Genomic DNA, 16,882 nt, shown 5'->3' on the forward strand with positions numbered 1-16,882 from the left:
CTGCTACTCCCTGCCCTTCTCGACCGCGCGCATGATGGCCTTGTAGACCTCCATCATCGGGATGATGGAGAAGGCCAGCAGCATGGCGACGCCGTAGTGGAAGAGGTCGAGCTCGGCGAAGCCGAAGGCGTCGGCGAGCACGGGGACCTCGATCACGAGGAAGGTGAGCAGGAGCGACACCGCGAAGGAACCCCAGAGCCACACGTTCTGGCTGTGGAGGCTGAGCAGCGACTGGCGACGGCTCCTCATGTTGAAGGAGTGGAACATCTCGACCATGGAGAGCGTGAGGAACGCCATGGTCATGCCCTCGAGGCCCATCTCGGGGCTGGCGAGGAGCTCGGGGAGGCCGTCGGTCGGGAACTGGGCCTTGAAGCCGATCCAGAAGCTCGCGAGCGTGAGGATGGAGATCAGGACGCCCTGGACCAGGCAGTCGAGCCCCATGCCGCCGGCGAAGATGCCGTCCTGCGAGCTGCGCGGCTTGCGCCTCATGATGCCCGGCTCCTTCTTCTCGGTCGCCATGGCGAGGGCGGGGAGCGAGTCGGTGATGAGGTTGATCCAGAGCAGGTGGGTGGGCTCCAGGATGGTGAAGCCGACGAGGGAGGCAACGAAGACGGAGATGACCTCGGCGAGGTTGGAGGAGAGCAGGAAGGCGATGCACTTGCGGATGTTGTCGTAGATCCTGCGGCCCTCCTCCACCGCGTTGATGATGGTGGCGAAGTTGTCGTCGGCGAGGATCATGTCGGCGACGTTCTTGGTGACGTCGGTGCCGGTGATGCCCATGCCGATGCCGATGTCGGCCTTCTTGATGGAGGGCGCGTCGTTGACGCCGTCGCCGGTCATGGCCGTGACCATGCCCTTCTTGCGCCACATGTCGACGATGCGGCTCTTATGCTCGGGCTGGACGCGGGCGTAGACGCCGACCTCCTCGATCCTGCGCTCGAACTCCTCGTCGGAGAGCTTGTCGAGGTCGGAGCCGCGCATGGCCTGGGAGCGGTCGGAGATGATGTCGAGGTCCTTGGCGATGGCGACGGCGGTGTCGATGTGGTCGCCGGTGATCATCACGACGCGGATGCCGGCGGAGTGCGCCTCCGCGATGGCGTCCTTGACCTCCGGGCGGACCGGGTCGATCATGCCGGACAGGCCGACGAAGGTGAGGTCGTGCTCGAGCTCGGACGCCTCAAAGGAGCCGGGCTTGGTGGTGCCCCACTCGCGGCGGGCGGAGGCCATGACGCGCAGGGCGTCGTCGGCCATGGCCTTGTTTGCGTCCATGACCTGCTGGCGCAGCTCGTCGGTCATGGGAACGACGGAGCCGTCCTCGCGCAGCATCGTGGTGCAGCGCGCGAGCACCACGTCCGGGCCGCCCTTGGTGTGCTGGACGTACTCGCCGGAGCGGTTCCTCACCACGACCGACATCATCTTGCGGCCGGAGTCGAAGGGCGCCTCGCCCACGCGCGGGTAGGCCTCGGCGAGGTCGGAGGTGGTGTAGCCCATCTTCGCCGCGTCCGCGACGAGGGCGGCCTCGGTCGGCTCGCCCTTCGCCACGCCCTCGACCTCGTCCCACTTGGCGTCGTTGCACAGCGCCATGGTCCTGACGTGAGCCTCGAGGTCCTCGGTCTCGTGGCGGACGACCGTCATCTTGTTCTGCGTGAGGGTGCCCGTCTTGTCCGAGCAGATGACCTGGGTGCAGCCCAGGGTCTCGACGGCGGCGAGCTTGCGGACGATGGCGTTCTTCTGGGACATCTTGGTGACGCCCATGGAGAGCACGATCGTGACGACGGCGACGAGGCCCTCGGGGATGGCCGCCACGGCGAGCGAGACGGCGATCATGAAGGTGTTGAGCACGAGGTTGATGTTGGAGATGAAGCCGGCGCCGTACTTGAGGAAGCCGGTGAGGAAGACGACGACGCTGATGGCGACGACGAGGATGGAGAGCGTCTTGGAGAGCTCGTCGAGCTTCTTCTGGAGCGGGGTCTCCTCGTCCTTGGCCTGGGCGAGGGCTCCGGCGATCTTGCCCATCTCGGTCTGCATGCCCGTGGCGACGACCACGGCGCGGCCGCGGCCGAAGACCACGGTGGAGCCCATGTAGCACATGTTCTTGCGGTCGCCAAGCGGCACGTCGCCCTCGCTGCCCGCGAGGTCGAGGGCCTCTGCCACCTTGGTGACCGGGACGGACTCGCCCGTGAGCGAGGCCTCCTCGATCTTCATCGAGGCGCTCTCGAGGATGCGGCAGTCCGCCGGAACGGCGTCGCCGGCCTCGAGGACCACGACGTCGCCGGGGACGAGCTCGGAGGAGTGGACGGTCAGGTGCTGGCCGCCGCGGATGACCTTGGACTGCGCGGCGGACATCTCCTGGAGGGCGGCGAGGGCCGCGTCCGCCTTGTTCTCCTGCACGACGCCCATGATCGAGTTGAGGATGACGACGAACAGGATGATGACGACGTCCGCGTAGTCGCCCGAGCCGCTGGCGGCGCCGATGGCCGCCGAGATGATGGCCGCGACGATCAGCATGATGACCATCGGGTCGAGCATCTGCTGGAAGAAGCGGACGACGAGGGGGGTCTTCTTGGCTTCCGCGAGCTTGTTGGGCCCTAGCTTCTCGAGCCGCGACGCCGCCTCCTCGGGCGTGATGCCGCGTTCGGCGTCGGAGCCCTCCTCCCTCAGCACGTCCTCGGCTGCTGACAGGTACTCTTTCAAGGTGTTTCCTCCCGGGGATTCAGGCGGGGTCCTCCGCCAAGCTCCGCGCCCGGTAGATTGATGCCCGATCATAATTCCCCAGGAGGGGCAAGGGCTCACCAAGGCTGCCATACCAGACGCCTTACGAACCAACCATTATACAGGGGGCCACCCGCGCCGCCGCCCGCGCCACCCTCTCGACGGCATCTCCAAGTCAGCCGCGCGCCCCCGTCCGGATCGCCGGGGGACGTGGGCCCGGGCGAGGCGCCTCTCAAGTTGAGCACCCATCAGGGGTCAACCCCCACATATATTCCGGTGCGGTTCACGGGCGCCCGGGGGCGCTAAACTACAGGTATCTGGTCAGTAGGTGTGGCGAGGGCTACACGAATGCACGGGGAAGGACGAACATGAAGATTCTCTTCTACGGCACCGCCAGCTACGACAAGGACTCCTTCTCGAGAGAGCTCCCGGACTACCCGGGGATCTCGGTCGACTTCATCGAGACGAACCTGACTCCCATGACCGCCGCCCTCGCCCGTGGCTACGACGCCGTCTGCGCCTTCGTGAACGCTGACGTCCACGCCATGACGCTCGAGATCCTCGCCGGCTTCGGCGTCAAGCTCGTCCTCATGCGCTGCGCCGGCTTCGACGCCGTCGACGTCGACATGGCCAAGGAGCTCGGGCTGAAGGTCACCCGCGTCCCGGCCTACTCCCCCGAGGCGATCGCCGAGCACGCCATGGCGCTCGGCCTGTGCGCCAACCGCCGCATCCACAAGGGCTACATCCGCGTGCGCGAGAACAACTTCGCGCTCGACGGCCTGGTCGGCGAGACCCTTCACGGCAAGACCGCGGGCATCATCGGCACCGGCCGCATCGGCGCCGCCCTCTGCCGCATCTGCAAGGGCTTCGGCATGACCGTCCTCGGCTCCGACCTCTACCCCAACCAGAAGCTCGTGGACGAGGAGCACGTGGTCGACGAGTACGTCACCTACGACGAGCTCTACGCCCGCGCGGACTTCATCAGCCTCCACGCCTTCCTCAACGAGGAGAGCTACCACATGATCAACGACGAGTCCATCGCCAAGATGAAGGACGGCGTCATCTTCGTGAACACCGGCCGCGGCGGCCTCGTCGACACCCAGGCCCTCATCCGCGGCGTCCTCTCCGGCAAGATCGGCGCCGCCGGCCTGGACGTCTACGAGGAGGAGAACGCCAACGTCTACCAGAACCGCGCGGGCGAGGTCATCGACTCCATCACCGCGCGCCTGTGCTCCTTCCCCAACGTCGTGATGACGAGCCACCAGGCCTTCTTCACCAGGGAGGCCCTGAGCGAGATCGCGCGCGTCACGCTCGACAACGCGCAGCACTTCGCCAGGGGCGAGGAGTTCATCCCCCGCTCGCAGGTCTGCTAGGAAGCGCGCCGGGCTTGGGGCGTGCCCGGCGCGCGCCCCAAGCCCGAACCCTGGGCCGTCGCCAAAAGTCAGATGATTGATGTCATAAGATTGGGATAATGTCAATAATTATTTTGTAGACGTCCGTATTTTCTGTTATACGGTATCATCAGTTCGGGCATACACGGGACGAACCCATAAGCGTCTCTGCACCGATAAGCTGCCCGACGGACGTCCGTCGGGCAGCTCCTTGATAGGAGGAACCCAAGTATGGTCAACAAGAGGACCAAGATCGTCTGCACCATGGGCCCGGCCACGGAGGACGACGACGTTCTGCGCAAGCTCATCGAGTCCGGCATGAACGTCGCCCGCTTCAACTTCAGCCACGGCTCCCACGACTACCACCGCAACAACATCGACCGCGTCCGCCGCATCTCCAAGGAGCTCGGCACGTACGTGGCCATCATGCTCGACACCAAGGGCCCCGAGATCCGCACCGGCCTACTCAAGGACCACGAGAAGGTCACCCTCGCCACCGGCCAGGACGTCGTGATCACCACCGACGAGGTCGAGGGCACCTCCGAGCGCTTCTCGCTCGACTACAAGAACCTCCCCAACGAGGTGACCAAGGGCTCCATCATCCTCATCGACGACGGCCTCCTCGGCTTCGAGGTCGACCACGTCGAGGGCAACGACATCCACTGCACCTGCACCAACGGCGGCGAGCTCGGCGAGAGGAAGGGCGTCAACGTCCCCAACGTCGAGGTCGGCCTGCCCTCCGTCACCGAGCAGGACCGCGCCGACATCATGTTCGGCTGCGAGCTGGGCATCGACGCGATCGCCGCGTCCTTCATCCGCAACGGCGCCGCCGTCGACGAGATCCGCCACATCTGCCGCGAGATGGGCGAGAGCAACGTCCTCATCTTCCCCAAGATCGAGAGCGCCATGGGCGTCAGGAACTTCGACGAGATCCTCGAGCACTCCGACGGCATCATGGTCGCCCGCGGCGACCTCGGCGTGGAGATCCCGGCCGAGCAGGTCCCGCACGTCCAGAAGACCATCATCCACAAGTGCAACGACTCCTACAAGCCGGTCATCACCGCCACGCAGATGCTCGACTCGATGATCCGCAACCCGCGCCCGACGCGCGCCGAGGTCAACGACGTCGCCAACGCCATCTACGACGGTACCGACTGCGTGATGCTCTCCGGCGAGTCCGCCGCCGGCAAGTACCCCGTGGAGGCCGTCCGCACGATGGCCGCCATCGCGACCGAGACCGAGCGCTACCTCAAGGAGCGCCACCAGTACCACGACCGCGGCGGCATCAAGAACGTCAACGGCTCCGTGGGCTTCGCCGCCGTCACCATGGCCAACCGCGTGGGCGCCAAGTGCATCCTCGCACCCACCCACTCCGGCCGCACCGCGCGCCTGATCGCCACCTTCCGCCCGAGCCTGCCCGTCTACGCCATGTCCCCCAGCGAGGTCGCGCTGCGTCGCACCTGCTTCTACTGGGGCGTCGAGGGCCTCAAGACGTCCGAGCAGGGCAACCTCTCCGACACCTGCTACAACGCGCTGATGGTCGCCAAGGAGAACGGCGTCGTCGACGCGGGCGACCTCGTGGTCATCACCGCCGGCGACCCGCACACCTCGCCGTCGCAGGGGGACTACACCACGTCCACCAACATGGCGATGATCGCCCAGGTCCAGTAGGGACCGAGGCTGGCAGCCCCGGCAGGAGACGAGCCTCCAGCCGGGCACGCGGGGCCGATAAGGACGCGCGCGTCGCGCGCACGAAACAGGAGGGGCGCTCGGGCTCTGCCCGGGCGCCCCTCCCCTCTCGAGGACCGGTCCTTCTCGCCGCGAGACCGGCGAGGGCCCCGCTAGCGCTCGCAGAGCCAGTAGGCGCACGAGAACGCACCCAGCTCCGAGCCCGCGCCGAAGTCGTGGTCCGAGCCGTCGATGAGGTCGACGGCCCTGCCGCAACCGGCGTCGAAGTGCAGGATGACGGGCTCGGGGGCCGCGTTCACCGCGACGATGACGCGACGGCCCCCCGCGGCGCGCTGGAACACCAGCTGCTGGGGCTGGCAGAGCAGCTCGTGGTAGTCTCCCTCGCAGAGGGCCTCGGCGCCCTCGCTCGCCAGGCGCGCGTCGGCAAGGGCTGAGATCCATTCCGTGAGGTCGTTCCACTCGGGGGCGTCGAGGGCGGGCCTGAGCTCGTGGTCGCCGAAGCGCTGCTCACCCTCGATGCCCCACTCGCTGCCGTAGTAGACGCACGGGACGCCGCACATGCCGAAGAGCAGGCCGTAGAGCGGGCGCAGCTGGCGCTTGTCGGAGAGCTGCGTCGCGATCCTCGGCACGTCGTGGTTGTCCACGAAGTCGAGCAGGTGCCTGCCCGTGTAGAGGTCCCAGGGCTTGTCGCCGCTCTGGCGCTCCAGGGCGTAGGCGATCTCGTGCATGTTGGCGGAGTTCATCGAGCTCCACAGGCCCTTGTAGGCCTCGTAGTTGTAGACGGAGTCGCAGGCGTTGTCGTTCATCCAGCGGTTGTAGTCGCCGAACATGGTCTCCCCGACGAGGACGAACTTCTCCTTGCGCTTGTCCGTCAGCTCGTTGGCGACGCTGCGCAGATAGCCGAGGAAGCCGAGGTCGAGGCAGTAGGCCACGTCGAGGCGCAGGCCGTCCACGTCGAAGTCCGCCTCCCAGCCGCGCACCACGTCGGCGAGGTAGGCGTTGAGCTCGAGGTTTTGGTGGTTGAGCTTCACGAGGTAGGGTACGCCCGCCCAGGTCTCGTAGCCGAAGCCGTCGCCGTACTCGTCGTCGGCGCCCCAATCTATATTGAACCAGCCGGCGTAGCGGCTCTGCTGGCGCTTCTCGAGGACGTCCTGGAAGGCCCAGAAGCCCCTGCCCACGTGGTTGAAGACCGCGTCGAGGATCACGCGGACGCCCGCCTCGTGGAAGGCGCCGACCACGGCGCGCAGGTCTTCGTTGGTGCCCAGGCGCGCGTCCACCTTGGTGTAGTCGCGCGTGTCGTAGCCGTGCGCGTCGCTCTCGAAGACGGGGTTCAGCATCACGCAGTTGGCGCCGAGCCGGCGCACGTGCTCCACCCAGCCGTCGTCTGCGAGCTTGAGCAGGCGGTGCTCGTCGTGGTTGGTGGCGCCCTCGTCGGACCCGTCGTTCCTCCAGGGCGCGCCGGTGAGGCCGAGCGGGTAGATCTGGTACATGAAGCAGCCGTCGTACCAGTTGTCGGCCGTGAGCCAGGGCTGCTCCTGCGGAGCGCGCGGCTTGCGCACCCGCTTGGGGACCCCGCGGGAGAGACCGATCTTGCCCACCTCGCTCCTGCTGGGGTCGACCGCCTCCTCGAGGCGGTGCAGCAGGCCGAACTCGTCGCAGACGTCGAGCACCGTGCCCACGCTCACCGAGGCGTCTCCGCGCTCGACGCGGGAGATGGTGTCGCGCGAGACGCCCACGTCGCCCGCGAGCTCGTCCGCCGTCATGCCCGAGATGGCGCGCCAGGCCTTGAGGCTCCCGCCGATCCGCTGCATGGAGCCGATGGTGTTCTCCTTCGCCATGAGCTTCTCCTTACGTCTGAGATATCCGACGTTCACTTTTTACCACAGGATATGTCAGATGCAAGAAGAATTCCATCGGCGCGCGACGAGGGCCTGTGGCGCCGCCAGGACAGGCCGTAGCTAGGGCGGGGCCTGACGGCGTCCTAGGCTAGAGCACCTTGCTCAGGAAGCTCTTGGTGCGCTCGTTTCGGGGGTGGTGCATGACCTGCTCGGGGTCGCCCTGCTCGACGATCACGCCGCCGTCGATGAAGATGACGCGGTCGGCCACGTCGTGCGCGAAGCCCATCTCGTGGGTCACGATCACCATGGTCATGCCGTCGTCTGCGAGCTCGCGCATGACGTCGAGGACCTCATGGACCATCTCGGGGTCCAGGGCGCTCGTCGGCTCGTCGAACAGCATGATGTCGGGCTGCATGGCGAGGGCGCGCGCGATGGCCACGCGCTGCTGCTGGCCGCCGGAGAGGGAGCGCGGCATGGCGTCGGCCTTGTCGGCCATGCCCACGCGGGCGAGCAGGTCCATGGCGACCTTGTCCGCCTCCGCCTGGCCCATGAGCTTGAGCTGCACGGGGGCGTAGGTGAGGTTCTCGCGCACGCTGTAGTGCGGGAAGAGGTTGAACTGCTGGAACACCATGCCGAGGTGGCGACGGATGCGGTCGACGTCCGCGCCCGGGGCGCAGATGCTCTCGCCGTCGATGACGATGTCGCCGGAGGTGGGCTCCTCGAGGCGGTTGATGCAGCGCAGCATGGTCGACTTGCCGGAGCCGGAGGGGCCGATCACGCAGACGACCTCGCCCGGCTGGACGTCCAGGTCGATGCCGCTCAGCACCTCGTTGTCGCCGAAGCTCTTGCGCAGGCCCGTGATGCGGATCTTGGGCTGGCCCGCCTTGTCGCCCGTCGCAGGCGCGCCCGCCGGCGTGGTGGCGCCCTTCGTGGTCTTGTCGTCCATCTAGGCACGCATCCTTTTCTCGACGGTCCTCGAGACGAGCATGAGGACGCTGGTGATCAGGAGGAAGACGACGGCGACCCAAGTGTAGGTCGCGAACGACTCCATGGTCCTGCCGACGTAGATCCTCGCCTGGTACATGATCTCGCCGAGGCCGATGGCGTAGAGGATCGTCGAGTCCTTGAGCGTGATGATGCACTGGTTCACGAGGGAGGGCAGGCAGATGCGCACCGCCTGGGGCAGGATGATCTTGCGCATCGAGGTGGCGTAGCTCACGCCGAGGCTGCGGGAGGCCTCCATCTGGCCCTTGGGCACGGCCTCGATGGACCCGCGGAATATCTCGGAGATGTAGGCGCCCGCGTTGAGCGTCAGGGTGAGGATCGAGGCGGTGAGAACGCTCACGCGGAACTCGGTCGCGCCGAGGAGCTGGAAGAGCTGCGGGAGGGCGAAGTAGACGTAGAACGCCTGGACGAGCATCGGCGTGCCGCGGATGATCCAGATGTAGAACTTGGCGATGCCCCTCAGGACCTTCAGGTGCGAGAGGTGCATGAGGCAGACGAGGATGCCCAGGACCATCGCTATCACGAGCGACAGGACGGTCACGTACAGGGTGGTGCCGAGGCCGCTGGCGAGCATCGGCCCCACCCCCTGCAGGGTCTGAATCAGGCTTTCGGGGTTCAAACGTCCCTCCCTCCAGAGTCAGGCCGCGAGCGGCCCGCGCCTCGCCCCTAGGCGAGGTACTTGTTCACGATCTTCTCGTAGTCCCCGGAGCTCTTGAGCTCCTTGAGGCCCTTGTCGAACGCCTCGAGGAGGTCCTGGTTCTGGCCCTTCATGACCGCGAAGCCATACGGCGTGGAGTAGTTCTCCTTCTCCTCGGTCACGATCTTGAGCCCGTTGCCCTGCTGGATGCCGTAGGACATGACGGGGTAGTCCTCGAAGCAGGCGACGGAGTTCCCGGTGAGGACGTCCTGGTACATGATCGAGGAGTCGTCGAAGTAGGTCAGCGTGAAGCCGTACTTGGAGGAGAGGTCCTCCGCGCAGGAGGCGCCCTGCGTGCCGGTCTTGGCCGCCACGGTCTTGCCGCCGAGGTCGTCATAGCCGGCGACGGAGCTGCCGTCCTTGACCGCCATGCAGACGTAGGAGTCGTAGTAGGCGTCCGAGAAGTCGTACTTCTTCTTGCGCTCGTCGGTGATCGACATGCCCGCGATGACGGCGTCAGCCTGGCCGCTCTCGAGCGCGGCGACCGCGGCGTCGAAGCCGAGGGACTGCAGGTCGTACTTGAAGCCCTCCTTCTCCGCGCAGGCGGCGAGGATGTCGACGTCGATGCCGACGAACTTGCCGGAGTCGTCCGTGAACTCGAACGGGGCGAACGTGGTGTCGGTGGCGACGACGTAGGAGGCCTTCGAGAAGCCGCCGTTGCCGGAGCCGCCCGAGGCACTGGTGCCGCCGCAGCCGACGAGGCCGAGGCTGGCCACCGCCGTGGCACCGCCGACGAGTCCGAGGAAGTTGCGCCGGGTGATGGAGTTGCTCATGTTGTTTCCCCCTTGCGGTCTCATGCGAGGTTTCCATGGTCGGAGGGCTGGTGCCGCGCGCCGGGAGGCGGCCCGAGGCAAGCGCCCACCCCGCCCGATAGATGGTACATTCCATGATTGCCGCCCAACGTTTCGTACCTGTGATTAACCGTTTACATTTCATTAAGAAATGTGACTTGTATCGGCCTTCACCTGCACAAAGGAAAGGTCCGGCGTACGAGAAGGCAGAGGGCGGCCACAGGTGCCGTCTCTTTATATGCATGTCCATGCATACGTCCACAGCTCCTCCACAAGGGCGCGCCTCGCGTCCCGCCCGGCGGGCGCCAGGCGGGACGCTCCCCCGCGCCGGCGTGCCCCTGAGGGACGCGCTACCATGGGAGGTCTGAAAGGCGGACAAGGACGACGGGCAGAGGGGGCGCACGCGACCGTTAGGCGACGCGCCCGCGTTGGAGGCTTAACGGCATGGCAGAGGGCGCGGCGGCGGGAGGGGGACGGCACGGGGCCTCGGCCTCGCGCCAGATCGACATGACGCGGGGCTCCCTTGCGGACAAGGTCCTGCTCTTCGCCGTCCCCGTCGCCGTGACGGCCATGCTGCAGCAGCTCTACAACGTGGCGGACGTCGCTGTCACGGGCCGGTTCGTGAGCGCCGAGGCCATGGCCGCCGTCGGCTGCAACGCCTCGGTCGTCTCGCTGCTCGTCTCGCTCTTCCAGGGCATCTCCCTCGGGGCCAACGTGACCATCGCCACCGCCATCGGCGCCGAGGAGCCGGACCGCGCGCACCGCGCCGTCCACACGTCCCTCGTCTTCGCCCTCGCCGGCGGCGTCATCCTCGCCGTCCTTGCGGAGCTCCTCTCGGCGCCGACCCTCACGCTGCTCGGCGTACCCGACGACATCTTCGGCATGGCCCTCGCCTACCTCAGGGTCTACGTGGCGGGCCTGCCCGTCGTCTTCCTCTACGACTTCGAGGCGGCCGTCTTCCGCAGCGTGGGCGACACGCTCACGCCGCTTCGGACCCTCGTGGTCTCGAGCGGCGCGAACATCGCGCTCGACCTCCTCGTGGCCCGCGTGCTCGGCTGGGGTCCGGCCGGCGTCGCGCTGACGACCGTGGCCGCGACCGCCGTGGCCGCCGCCATCCTCTTCGCCCGGCTCCTGCGCGCCGGCAAGGCCATCCGCGTCACCGTATCCGACCTGCGCGTGGACCGCTGGGCGCTCAAGGAGATCCTCAGGGTGGGGCTTCCCGCCGGCGTCCAGAGCGCGTTCTTCTCCATCGCGAACGTGGTGATCCAGGGCGCCATCAACAGCCTGGGGCAGACCGTCATCGCGGCGAGCTCGGCCGGCGCGAGCATCGAGTCGCTCACCTACTTCGTCTACAACTCCTTCGGCCAGGCCTGCACCACCTTCGTGGGTCAGAACCACGGGGCGAGAAGGCCCGACCGCTGTCGCAGGGCGCTCGGGGTCTGCCTGCTCGAGTGCCTGGCCACGGGCGGCGTCGTCATCGCGCTGGTGCTCGGCTTCGGCCACCAGCTGATCGCCTTCTTCGACCCCGACCCCGCCGTCGTGCGGGAGGGCTACGTCCGCCTGCAGTTCGTGATCGGCGCCCAGGTCTTCTGCGCCTTCAACGAGAACTTCTCGGGCTACCTGCGCGGGTACGGCATGTCGCTCCTGCCGGCCGCCCTCACCGTCTTCAGCATCGTGATCCTGCGCCTCGCCTACGTCGCGGTCGTGTTCGCGCACGACCCCACCTTCCCCTGCCTGCTCGCGGTCTACCCCGTGAGCCTAGGCGTCAACGCGGCGGGGCTCGTGCTGCTCTACCTCGCGGTGGGTCGCGGCCTCGGCGAGGGCGCGGCGGCCACGCGCTAGGCCCGGGCAGGCGGCGCCGGCCGAGAAAGACGTGGGGCCGCCGGCGCGGGTCTCCCCACGCCGGCGGCCCCGGCCCACATCATGCAAGGCAGGCGCATCTGGGGCGCCCGCCCGTCGCGCTTCCTAGCGGGCGACCTTCACGCGGTCGTCGACGTTCTCCCCGGCCTTGTCGCCCGCGGGCGCCACGATGCCGCCGAAGGGCATCTCGGCGACGAGCGTCCAGCTCTCGGGGACGGAGAAGAGCTCGCGCACCGCGTCGTCGATCACGGGGTTGTAGTGCTGGACGTTGGCGCCGATGCCGAGGTCCCTCAGGCCCGCCCAGACGGAGAACTGCAGCATGCCGTTGGCCTGCTGGGCCCAGACGGGGAAGTTCTGAGCGTAGGCGGCGAACTGCTTCTGCAGCCCGCTCACGACGTCCTCATCCACGAAGTAGAGCACGGTGCCGGCGGCCGCCTTGAAGCCGTCGATCTTCTCGCGCGCGACCTTGCCGCCGAACGCGTCGAAGACGGCGTCCCAGAGCTGGTCCTGCTTCTCGCCGAGGGCGACGACGACGCGCTGGCTGCGCATGTTGAAGGCGTCGGGCACGAGCTCGACGATGCGCTTGACGTCGGCGACGACGCGCTCCTCGGGGACGGGGAGCTCCTTGTTGAGGGCGTAGACGGAGCGCCTCTGCTCCAGGGATTCGATGATTGCCATGGTGGTTCCTCTCTCTTCGCTGCTTCTCGTTGTTCTCCGCCATCCTCGCCGATTGGCCTCGGACGCGTTGCGGGCGCCCCGCGGATGGGTTTGCTATACCCGGACCAAGGCCGTCTCACACGCCGAACGCGTAGCTCGTCATGGAGACGGCGCCGAGGTCGCAGACGTCGTTCAGGACCTCGGGCACCTCGCCCTCGGTCGCGCCGAGCACGTACTCGAGCGGCAGGAAGTGCTCGGGGGTCGGGGCGGCCTTCTTGTAGTCGGGGAGCTCGTCGGCGTGGAGGAGGCGCTCGTCGTCGCGGGCGAGCACGAGGTCGCGGACAGCGCCGTCGAACCCGCGCGCCCAGTCGTAGCCCTCCTCGGGCATGCCCCAGTTCACGCGGTAGAGGTTGTGCACGACGTTGCCGCTCGCGAGCAGCAGGTACCCCTCGTCGCGCAGTGCGGCGAGCCGGCGCCCGGCCTCGTAGGATTCCGCGAGCCCCGCGGCCCTGCTCACGGAGAGCTGCACCACGGGCACGTCCGCCTTGGGGAAGAGGTGGCAGAGCGTGGTCCACGCGCCGTGGTCGATGCCCCAGGAGCGCTCCACGTCCTCCTCGACCGCAAAGCCCTCCCCCGCTAGCCCGAGCACGCGCCGGCCCAGCTCGGGGCTGCCCTTCACGGGGTACTTGAAGTCATAGAGCTCCTGGGGGAAGCCGTACATGTCATAGACCTGCTCGGGCTCCTCCTCGGTCTGGACGAGCCAGCCCGGGGTAAACCAGTGCGCGGAGACCATCAGCGCGGCCTTGGGCCTGCCGTGGCGCTCGACGATCCTCTCTCCCAGGCGCGTGAGCGCCCTCGTCCTGTCGCTGTCCTCCAAGGCGAGCATGGGGCTGCCGTGCCCCATGAACACCGCCGGCATCCTGTCCGCCATCGTGGCCCCCTCTCACGTGCGCCCGCACGAGGTATTGAATCGATACTTAGTACACTTAGAATTGTGACAGGGACCGACTGCGGCGCAAGAGCAATCTTTCGCCATACCTAGTACCCTTGAGGAAACCAAGCGAGAAGGACGGGGGTGCCGCGAGGTGCGCGATGGGAAGGTGGCCGGGTCGTCGGCCGCGGACGTGGGGGAGCCGCAGGGCGAGAGCGACTTCGGCGCGGGGGCGGTCCTGGGGCTCGAGCGCTGCGCGGGCGTGGAGGCAGACCCGTCCGGGGCGCCCTGCCCCTTCGTCACGGCGCAGCAGCTCCTGCAGGGCAAGTGGTCCATCCTCGTGCTGCACCACCTCGCGGACGGCCCGCTGCGCTTCAACCAGCTCCGCAGGCGCCTGCCGCAGCTCACGGCCGCCACGCTGACGAGCCAGCTGCGCTACCTCGAGGGGCACGGCATGGTGCGGCGCCAGATCTTCCCCGAGGTGCCGCCGAGGGTCGAGTACTCCCTCACGGATCTGGGCGAGTCCTTCAAGCCCGTGCTCGACCAGATCCAGGCATGGGGCGCTCGCTACCTCGAGCGGCGCCAGTCCGCGGAAGCCGACGACGGGCGGGGCTAGCACCAGGCCGGCCCTGCGGCGAGCCATCGCGGCCACAGCCAGGCTACGTGCGGCGTAGCCTGGCGAAAGTAGGTGCGCGCCCGCCCCGGAAGGTCCGGGGCGGGCGCGCACCGTCGCCGCCTTCTGCCACAGGCGCAGCTTTGCGCGATGCCGGCTACATCGCCATCGTCGTGGTCGGGACGTAGGTGCGCGCCTGGTACTTGGCGTCCAGGGAGAACAGGCCCTGCGGCGTGGAGCCGAAGATCTTGTAGTCCTGGATCATGTCCTTGGCGTTGGTCTCCTCCTCGCCCTGCTCCTTCACGAACCAGTCGAGCAGCTGCATGGTGCGGAAGTCGTGGATGGCGTAGGCGGCTGCGTAGCAGTCGTTGATGAGGCTCGTCACGTACTGCTCGTGCTCGAGGCCGGCCTCGAGCGGCTCGAGGTCGTTCGTGAAGGTCTTGTCCGGCTTGTCGATGGCCTCCATCGTGGGCTTGAAGTCGTTGTCGAGCAGGTAGCGGCGGAGGATCTTGGCGTGGTCGACCTCCTCCTGGACCTGGATCGTGTACCAGTTGGCGTAGCCCTTGAGGCCGCGGTCGTCGTAGTAGTCGGCGAAGGTCTGGTAGAGGTAGGCGGAGTAGAGCTCCTTGTTAATCTGCGTGTTCAAGATCTCGGAGACCGACTTGTCGAGTGCCATGGAGACACTCCTTTCCGCATCGCGCACGATGCCGTCGCCATTAGATGACGCCACCCATCATAGCAACGCGACGCGCCCTCGGCGGCCGCCCGGACCCCGACGCACCCGGCTCCGCAGACCCGACACGCGCCCACATGCGAGCCCGCGCCCTCCGGCGCCCGGCGCTACCCCTCGCGCACGGTCTCGTTGGAGATGACGCAGCGGTTGGCCGGCAGCCAGACGCTGCCCCACTCGAAGGGCGTGCCGTCGGCGAGGCGCACGAGCTGGTCGAGGTCGAGCACCGGCGCCCCCTCGTCGCACTCGAGCCACTGGCCGCGGCGCTTGCCCGCCGTGCGGGCGCTGTAGACCATCTCGCTCCTGCCGATGGCCTGCCCGCTCGTGCGCTCTGCCGCCGCGAACAGCCCCTCGCGCGAGAAGTCCGCGTCCTCGATGCCTGGGCAGGCGCGCAGGTTGAGGTGGCTCTCGATGAACATCACCGGGTGGTGGTAGGCGTAGCGGACGCGCGCGAGGTAGAGGTAGTCCTCCCCCTCCTCGATCCCCAGGTTCTCCGCGCAGGCGAGGTTGGCCCGCCCCACCCGCTCCTCCACGACGCGGGTCTCGAACTCTATGCCCTGGGCGCTCATGGACTCGGCGAAGGAGAGCAGCCGGTTGGAGCTGGGCCGCGCGATGAGCGGCTGCGTGACGAAGGTGCCGCGACCGCGCTGCTGCACGAGGAGCCCCTCGTCGACCAGCTTGCGGATGCCCTTCTGCACCGTGCCGCGCGAGAGCCCCAGCATGCTCATGAGCTCGTGCTCGGAGGGGATGGGCGCGTCGACCCCCCACTCCTTGGAGTAGATCTTCTCGCGGACGTAGTCGGAGACCTGCACGTAGAGCAGGGACCCGGCCCTCTTCTCGAGCTTGGGCATCATCGTTCCTTCTGGGCGCCGTCGTGGCGCGGTGGAGCGGACAGGGCTTGTGCGGCGCCGCGAGGCGCGACCTCGGGCGCGTGGGCGGCGGACGGGGCGGAGACGGCCCCGAGCGGGGCGGGCACCAGCACGGGCGTGGGCACGACCTCGTCCGCGAAGGGCACCTCGAGGCCGCGCGCCTGCAGCCTGGCGTCGGACTCGGCGCCCCTGCGCTCGGCGTCCGCCACGGCGATGAGGGCCTCCTGCGCGTCGAGCGCGCGGTAGCCCGGAATCGCCCGCCTCATGCCGGGCGCCGTGGAGCCCGAGTGCGCGTGCGCGATCAGCCCGGCCGCGATGGCCTCGTCCACCAGGTCGAAGGTGCGCGAGAAGAACTCGGGCGTGAGGAGGCTGTAGGTGGGCGTGCCCGCGACGTGGCACTCGTCGTTGGCGCGCACGATCCCGCAGGCGACCCGCGCGGCGGCCCTAGCGTCTGCAGCGGCGACCGCGTACTGCGGGAACCCCGCCGCCTGGTCGACCAGCCCCGAGTCCGCCTCGGGCACGCTCGAGATCTCGAGCGTGCGGCCGAACAGGTCGAAGTCCCCCTGCTTGCGGATGCGCGTCTCGTTTCCGGGTCTCACGCCGATCGCGTCGATGAACCTGCGCGTCTCCCGGTTGTAGATGTGGTCCGCCACGAGGTGGGCCCAGGCGCCGAGCGTGACGTCCGAGGCGTCCCTGCCATCCACGTAGATCCCCGCGAAGTAGCTGAAGTGAGGCGTGGGGATGAAGGCGGGGTCGGCGAAGTGGGTCGTGCGGTAGCGGATCTTGTGGCTGACGTCGGGGACCATGTAGCCCACGTAGACGTCGGGCAGGAGGTTGCCGAAGAGGAAGGCGTTGGCGTCGCGGACCCCGAGGGCCTCGGCGCCGTGCTCGTCCAGGAGCCGCTCGACGTGGGCTGTGTGGATGTTCCAGCTCGGCACGGCACGCTCCCTCCGGATCTGAGGACGCGACCCGCTCGGCATCGTCCCTGACGTCACTACGTCCCAGAATCATATCAGTCGAACAAATCGTTCGCTTGTGAGAACAACTCGGGCCGGCCGACCATGAGGGGAGGAGGCCGCCCGAAGGCGACCCCCTCCCC

The 16,882-nt window shown here is 67.9% G+C and carries 14 protein-coding genes; 4 read left to right on the forward strand and 10 right to left on the reverse strand.

The genetic code is table 11. The features are described 5' to 3' along the window. Positions 1 to 3 precede the first annotated feature (3 nt). The gene (locus tag VXJ25_RS06900) at positions 4 to 2,694 is read right to left on the reverse strand and encodes a cation-translocating P-type ATPase (protein ID WP_330958474.1); all 2,691 of its coding nucleotides are present in this window, start codon (positions 2,692 to 2,694) and stop codon (positions 4 to 6) included. A 386-nt stretch (positions 2,695 to 3,080) separates the two neighbouring features. Here VXJ25_RS06900 and VXJ25_RS06905 point away from each other — a divergent pair, with 386 nt between their 5' ends. Beyond that, positions 3,081 to 4,085 carry a 2-hydroxyacid dehydrogenase gene (locus VXJ25_RS06905; protein WP_330958475.1) on the forward strand — a complete coding sequence of 335 codons (1,005 nt, stop codon included), beginning with the start codon at positions 3,081 to 3,083 and terminating at the stop codon, positions 4,083 to 4,085. Positions 4,086 to 4,334: 249 nt separating this feature from the next. Continuing rightward, positions 4,335 to 5,774: a pyruvate kinase gene (gene pyk / locus VXJ25_RS06910; protein WP_330958476.1), complete on the forward strand. Its 1,440-nt coding sequence runs from the start codon at positions 4,335 to 4,337 to the stop codon at positions 5,772 to 5,774. A gap of 170 nt (positions 5,775 to 5,944) precedes the next feature. On the opposite strand, the gene VXJ25_RS06915 is transcribed toward pyk, so the two are convergent. The 4 genes from VXJ25_RS06915 to VXJ25_RS06930 form a co-directional block, all read right to left on the reverse strand. Beyond that, positions 5,945 to 7,630 (reverse strand): alpha-amylase family glycosyl hydrolase, encoded by a 1,686-nt coding sequence (locus VXJ25_RS06915; RefSeq protein ID WP_330958477.1) that lies wholly within the window; start codon positions 7,628 to 7,630, stop codon positions 5,945 to 5,947. 148 nt (positions 7,631 to 7,778) lie between these two features. Then, entirely contained in the window at positions 7,779 to 8,576 is a 798-nt protein-coding gene (locus VXJ25_RS06920; protein WP_330958478.1) for an amino acid ABC transporter ATP-binding protein, read from the reverse strand. Next, a complete protein-coding gene (locus VXJ25_RS06925; RefSeq protein WP_330958479.1) occupies positions 8,577 to 9,254 on the reverse strand; it encodes an amino acid ABC transporter permease in 678 nt (225 codons plus the stop codon). It abuts the gene before it with no gap. Between the two features lie 47 nt (positions 9,255 to 9,301). Further along, positions 9,302 to 10,105: a transporter substrate-binding domain-containing protein gene (locus tag VXJ25_RS06930; protein WP_330958480.1), complete on the reverse strand. Its 804-nt coding sequence runs from the start codon at positions 10,103 to 10,105 to the stop codon at positions 9,302 to 9,304. A 462-nt stretch (positions 10,106 to 10,567) separates the two neighbouring features. Between VXJ25_RS06930 and VXJ25_RS06935 the strand changes: the two genes are divergently transcribed. Next, entirely contained in the window at positions 10,568 to 11,965 is a 1,398-nt protein-coding gene (locus VXJ25_RS06935; RefSeq protein WP_330958481.1) for an MATE family efflux transporter, read from the forward strand. Between the two features lie 123 nt (positions 11,966 to 12,088). Here the strand turns inward: VXJ25_RS06935 and VXJ25_RS06940 are convergent, their stop codons facing one another. Together VXJ25_RS06940 and ygiD are read right to left on the reverse strand one after the other, a co-directional pair. After that, positions 12,089 to 12,661, reverse strand: a complete 573-nt coding sequence (locus VXJ25_RS06940; protein WP_330958482.1) for a nitroreductase family protein — start codon at positions 12,659 to 12,661, stop codon at positions 12,089 to 12,091. Between the two features lie 115 nt (positions 12,662 to 12,776). Next, positions 12,777 to 13,571, reverse strand: a complete 795-nt coding sequence (ygiD, locus tag VXJ25_RS06945) for a 4,5-DOPA-extradiol-dioxygenase (protein WP_330958483.1) — start codon at positions 13,569 to 13,571, stop codon at positions 12,777 to 12,779. A gap of 154 nt (positions 13,572 to 13,725) precedes the next feature. On the opposite strand from ygiD, the gene VXJ25_RS06950 reads away from it, so the two are divergent. Then, positions 13,726 to 14,187, forward strand: coding sequence for a winged helix-turn-helix transcriptional regulator (locus VXJ25_RS06950; protein ID WP_330958484.1), 462 nt, complete (start codon positions 13,726 to 13,728; stop codon positions 14,185 to 14,187). Between the two features lie 154 nt (positions 14,188 to 14,341). Here VXJ25_RS06950 and VXJ25_RS06955 read toward each other — a convergent pair whose 3' ends face one another. The 3 genes from VXJ25_RS06955 to VXJ25_RS06965 form a co-directional block, all read right to left on the reverse strand. Then, positions 14,342 to 14,860, reverse strand: coding sequence for a ferritin (locus VXJ25_RS06955; RefSeq protein ID WP_330958485.1), 519 nt, complete (start codon positions 14,858 to 14,860; stop codon positions 14,342 to 14,344). Between the two features lie 164 nt (positions 14,861 to 15,024). Beyond that, positions 15,025 to 15,765, reverse strand: coding sequence for a GntR family transcriptional regulator (locus VXJ25_RS06960; RefSeq protein WP_330958486.1), 741 nt, complete (start codon positions 15,763 to 15,765; stop codon positions 15,025 to 15,027). Continuing rightward, positions 15,765 to 16,721, reverse strand: coding sequence for a hypothetical protein (locus tag VXJ25_RS06965; RefSeq protein ID WP_330958487.1), 957 nt, complete (start codon positions 16,719 to 16,721; stop codon positions 15,765 to 15,767). Before VXJ25_RS06965 ends, VXJ25_RS06960 begins: the two co-directional genes overlap by 1 nt. Positions 16,722 to 16,882: the final 161 nt, after the last annotated feature.

The sequence above is a fragment of the Olsenella absiana genome, from assembly GCF_036408855.1.
GTDB classification, from domain to species: domain Bacteria; phylum Actinomycetota; class Coriobacteriia; order Coriobacteriales; family Atopobiaceae; genus Olsenella_K; species Olsenella_K absiana.

Coding starts and splice junctions, on each gene's coding strand:
- VXJ25_RS06905 (WP_330958475.1), top strand. CDS start 3,081: ATGAAGATTCTCTTCTACGGCACCGCCAGCTACGACAAGGACTCCTTC.
- pyk (WP_330958476.1), top strand. CDS start 4,335: ATGGTCAACAAGAGGACCAAGATCGTCTGCACCATGGGCCCGGCCACG.
- VXJ25_RS06915 (WP_330958477.1), bottom strand. CDS start 7,630: ATGGCGAAGGAGAACACCATCGGCTCCATGCAGCGGATCGGCGGGAGC.
- VXJ25_RS06920 (WP_330958478.1), bottom strand. CDS start 8,576: ATGGACGACAAGACCACGAAGGGCGCCACCACGCCGGCGGGCGCGCCT.
- VXJ25_RS06930 (WP_330958480.1), bottom strand. CDS start 10,105: ATGAGCAACTCCATCACCCGGCGCAACTTCCTCGGACTCGTCGGCGGT.
- VXJ25_RS06935 (WP_330958481.1), top strand. CDS start 10,568: ATGGCAGAGGGCGCGGCGGCGGGAGGGGGACGGCACGGGGCCTCGGCC.
- VXJ25_RS06940 (WP_330958482.1), bottom strand. CDS start 12,661: ATGGCAATCATCGAATCCCTGGAGCAGAGGCGCTCCGTCTACGCCCTC.
- ygiD (WP_330958483.1), bottom strand. CDS start 13,571: ATGGCGGACAGGATGCCGGCGGTGTTCATGGGGCACGGCAGCCCCATG.
- VXJ25_RS06955 (WP_330958485.1), bottom strand. CDS start 14,860: ATGGCACTCGACAAGTCGGTCTCCGAGATCTTGAACACGCAGATTAAC.
- VXJ25_RS06960 (WP_330958486.1), bottom strand. CDS start 15,765: ATGCCCAAGCTCGAGAAGAGGGCCGGGTCCCTGCTCTACGTGCAGGTC.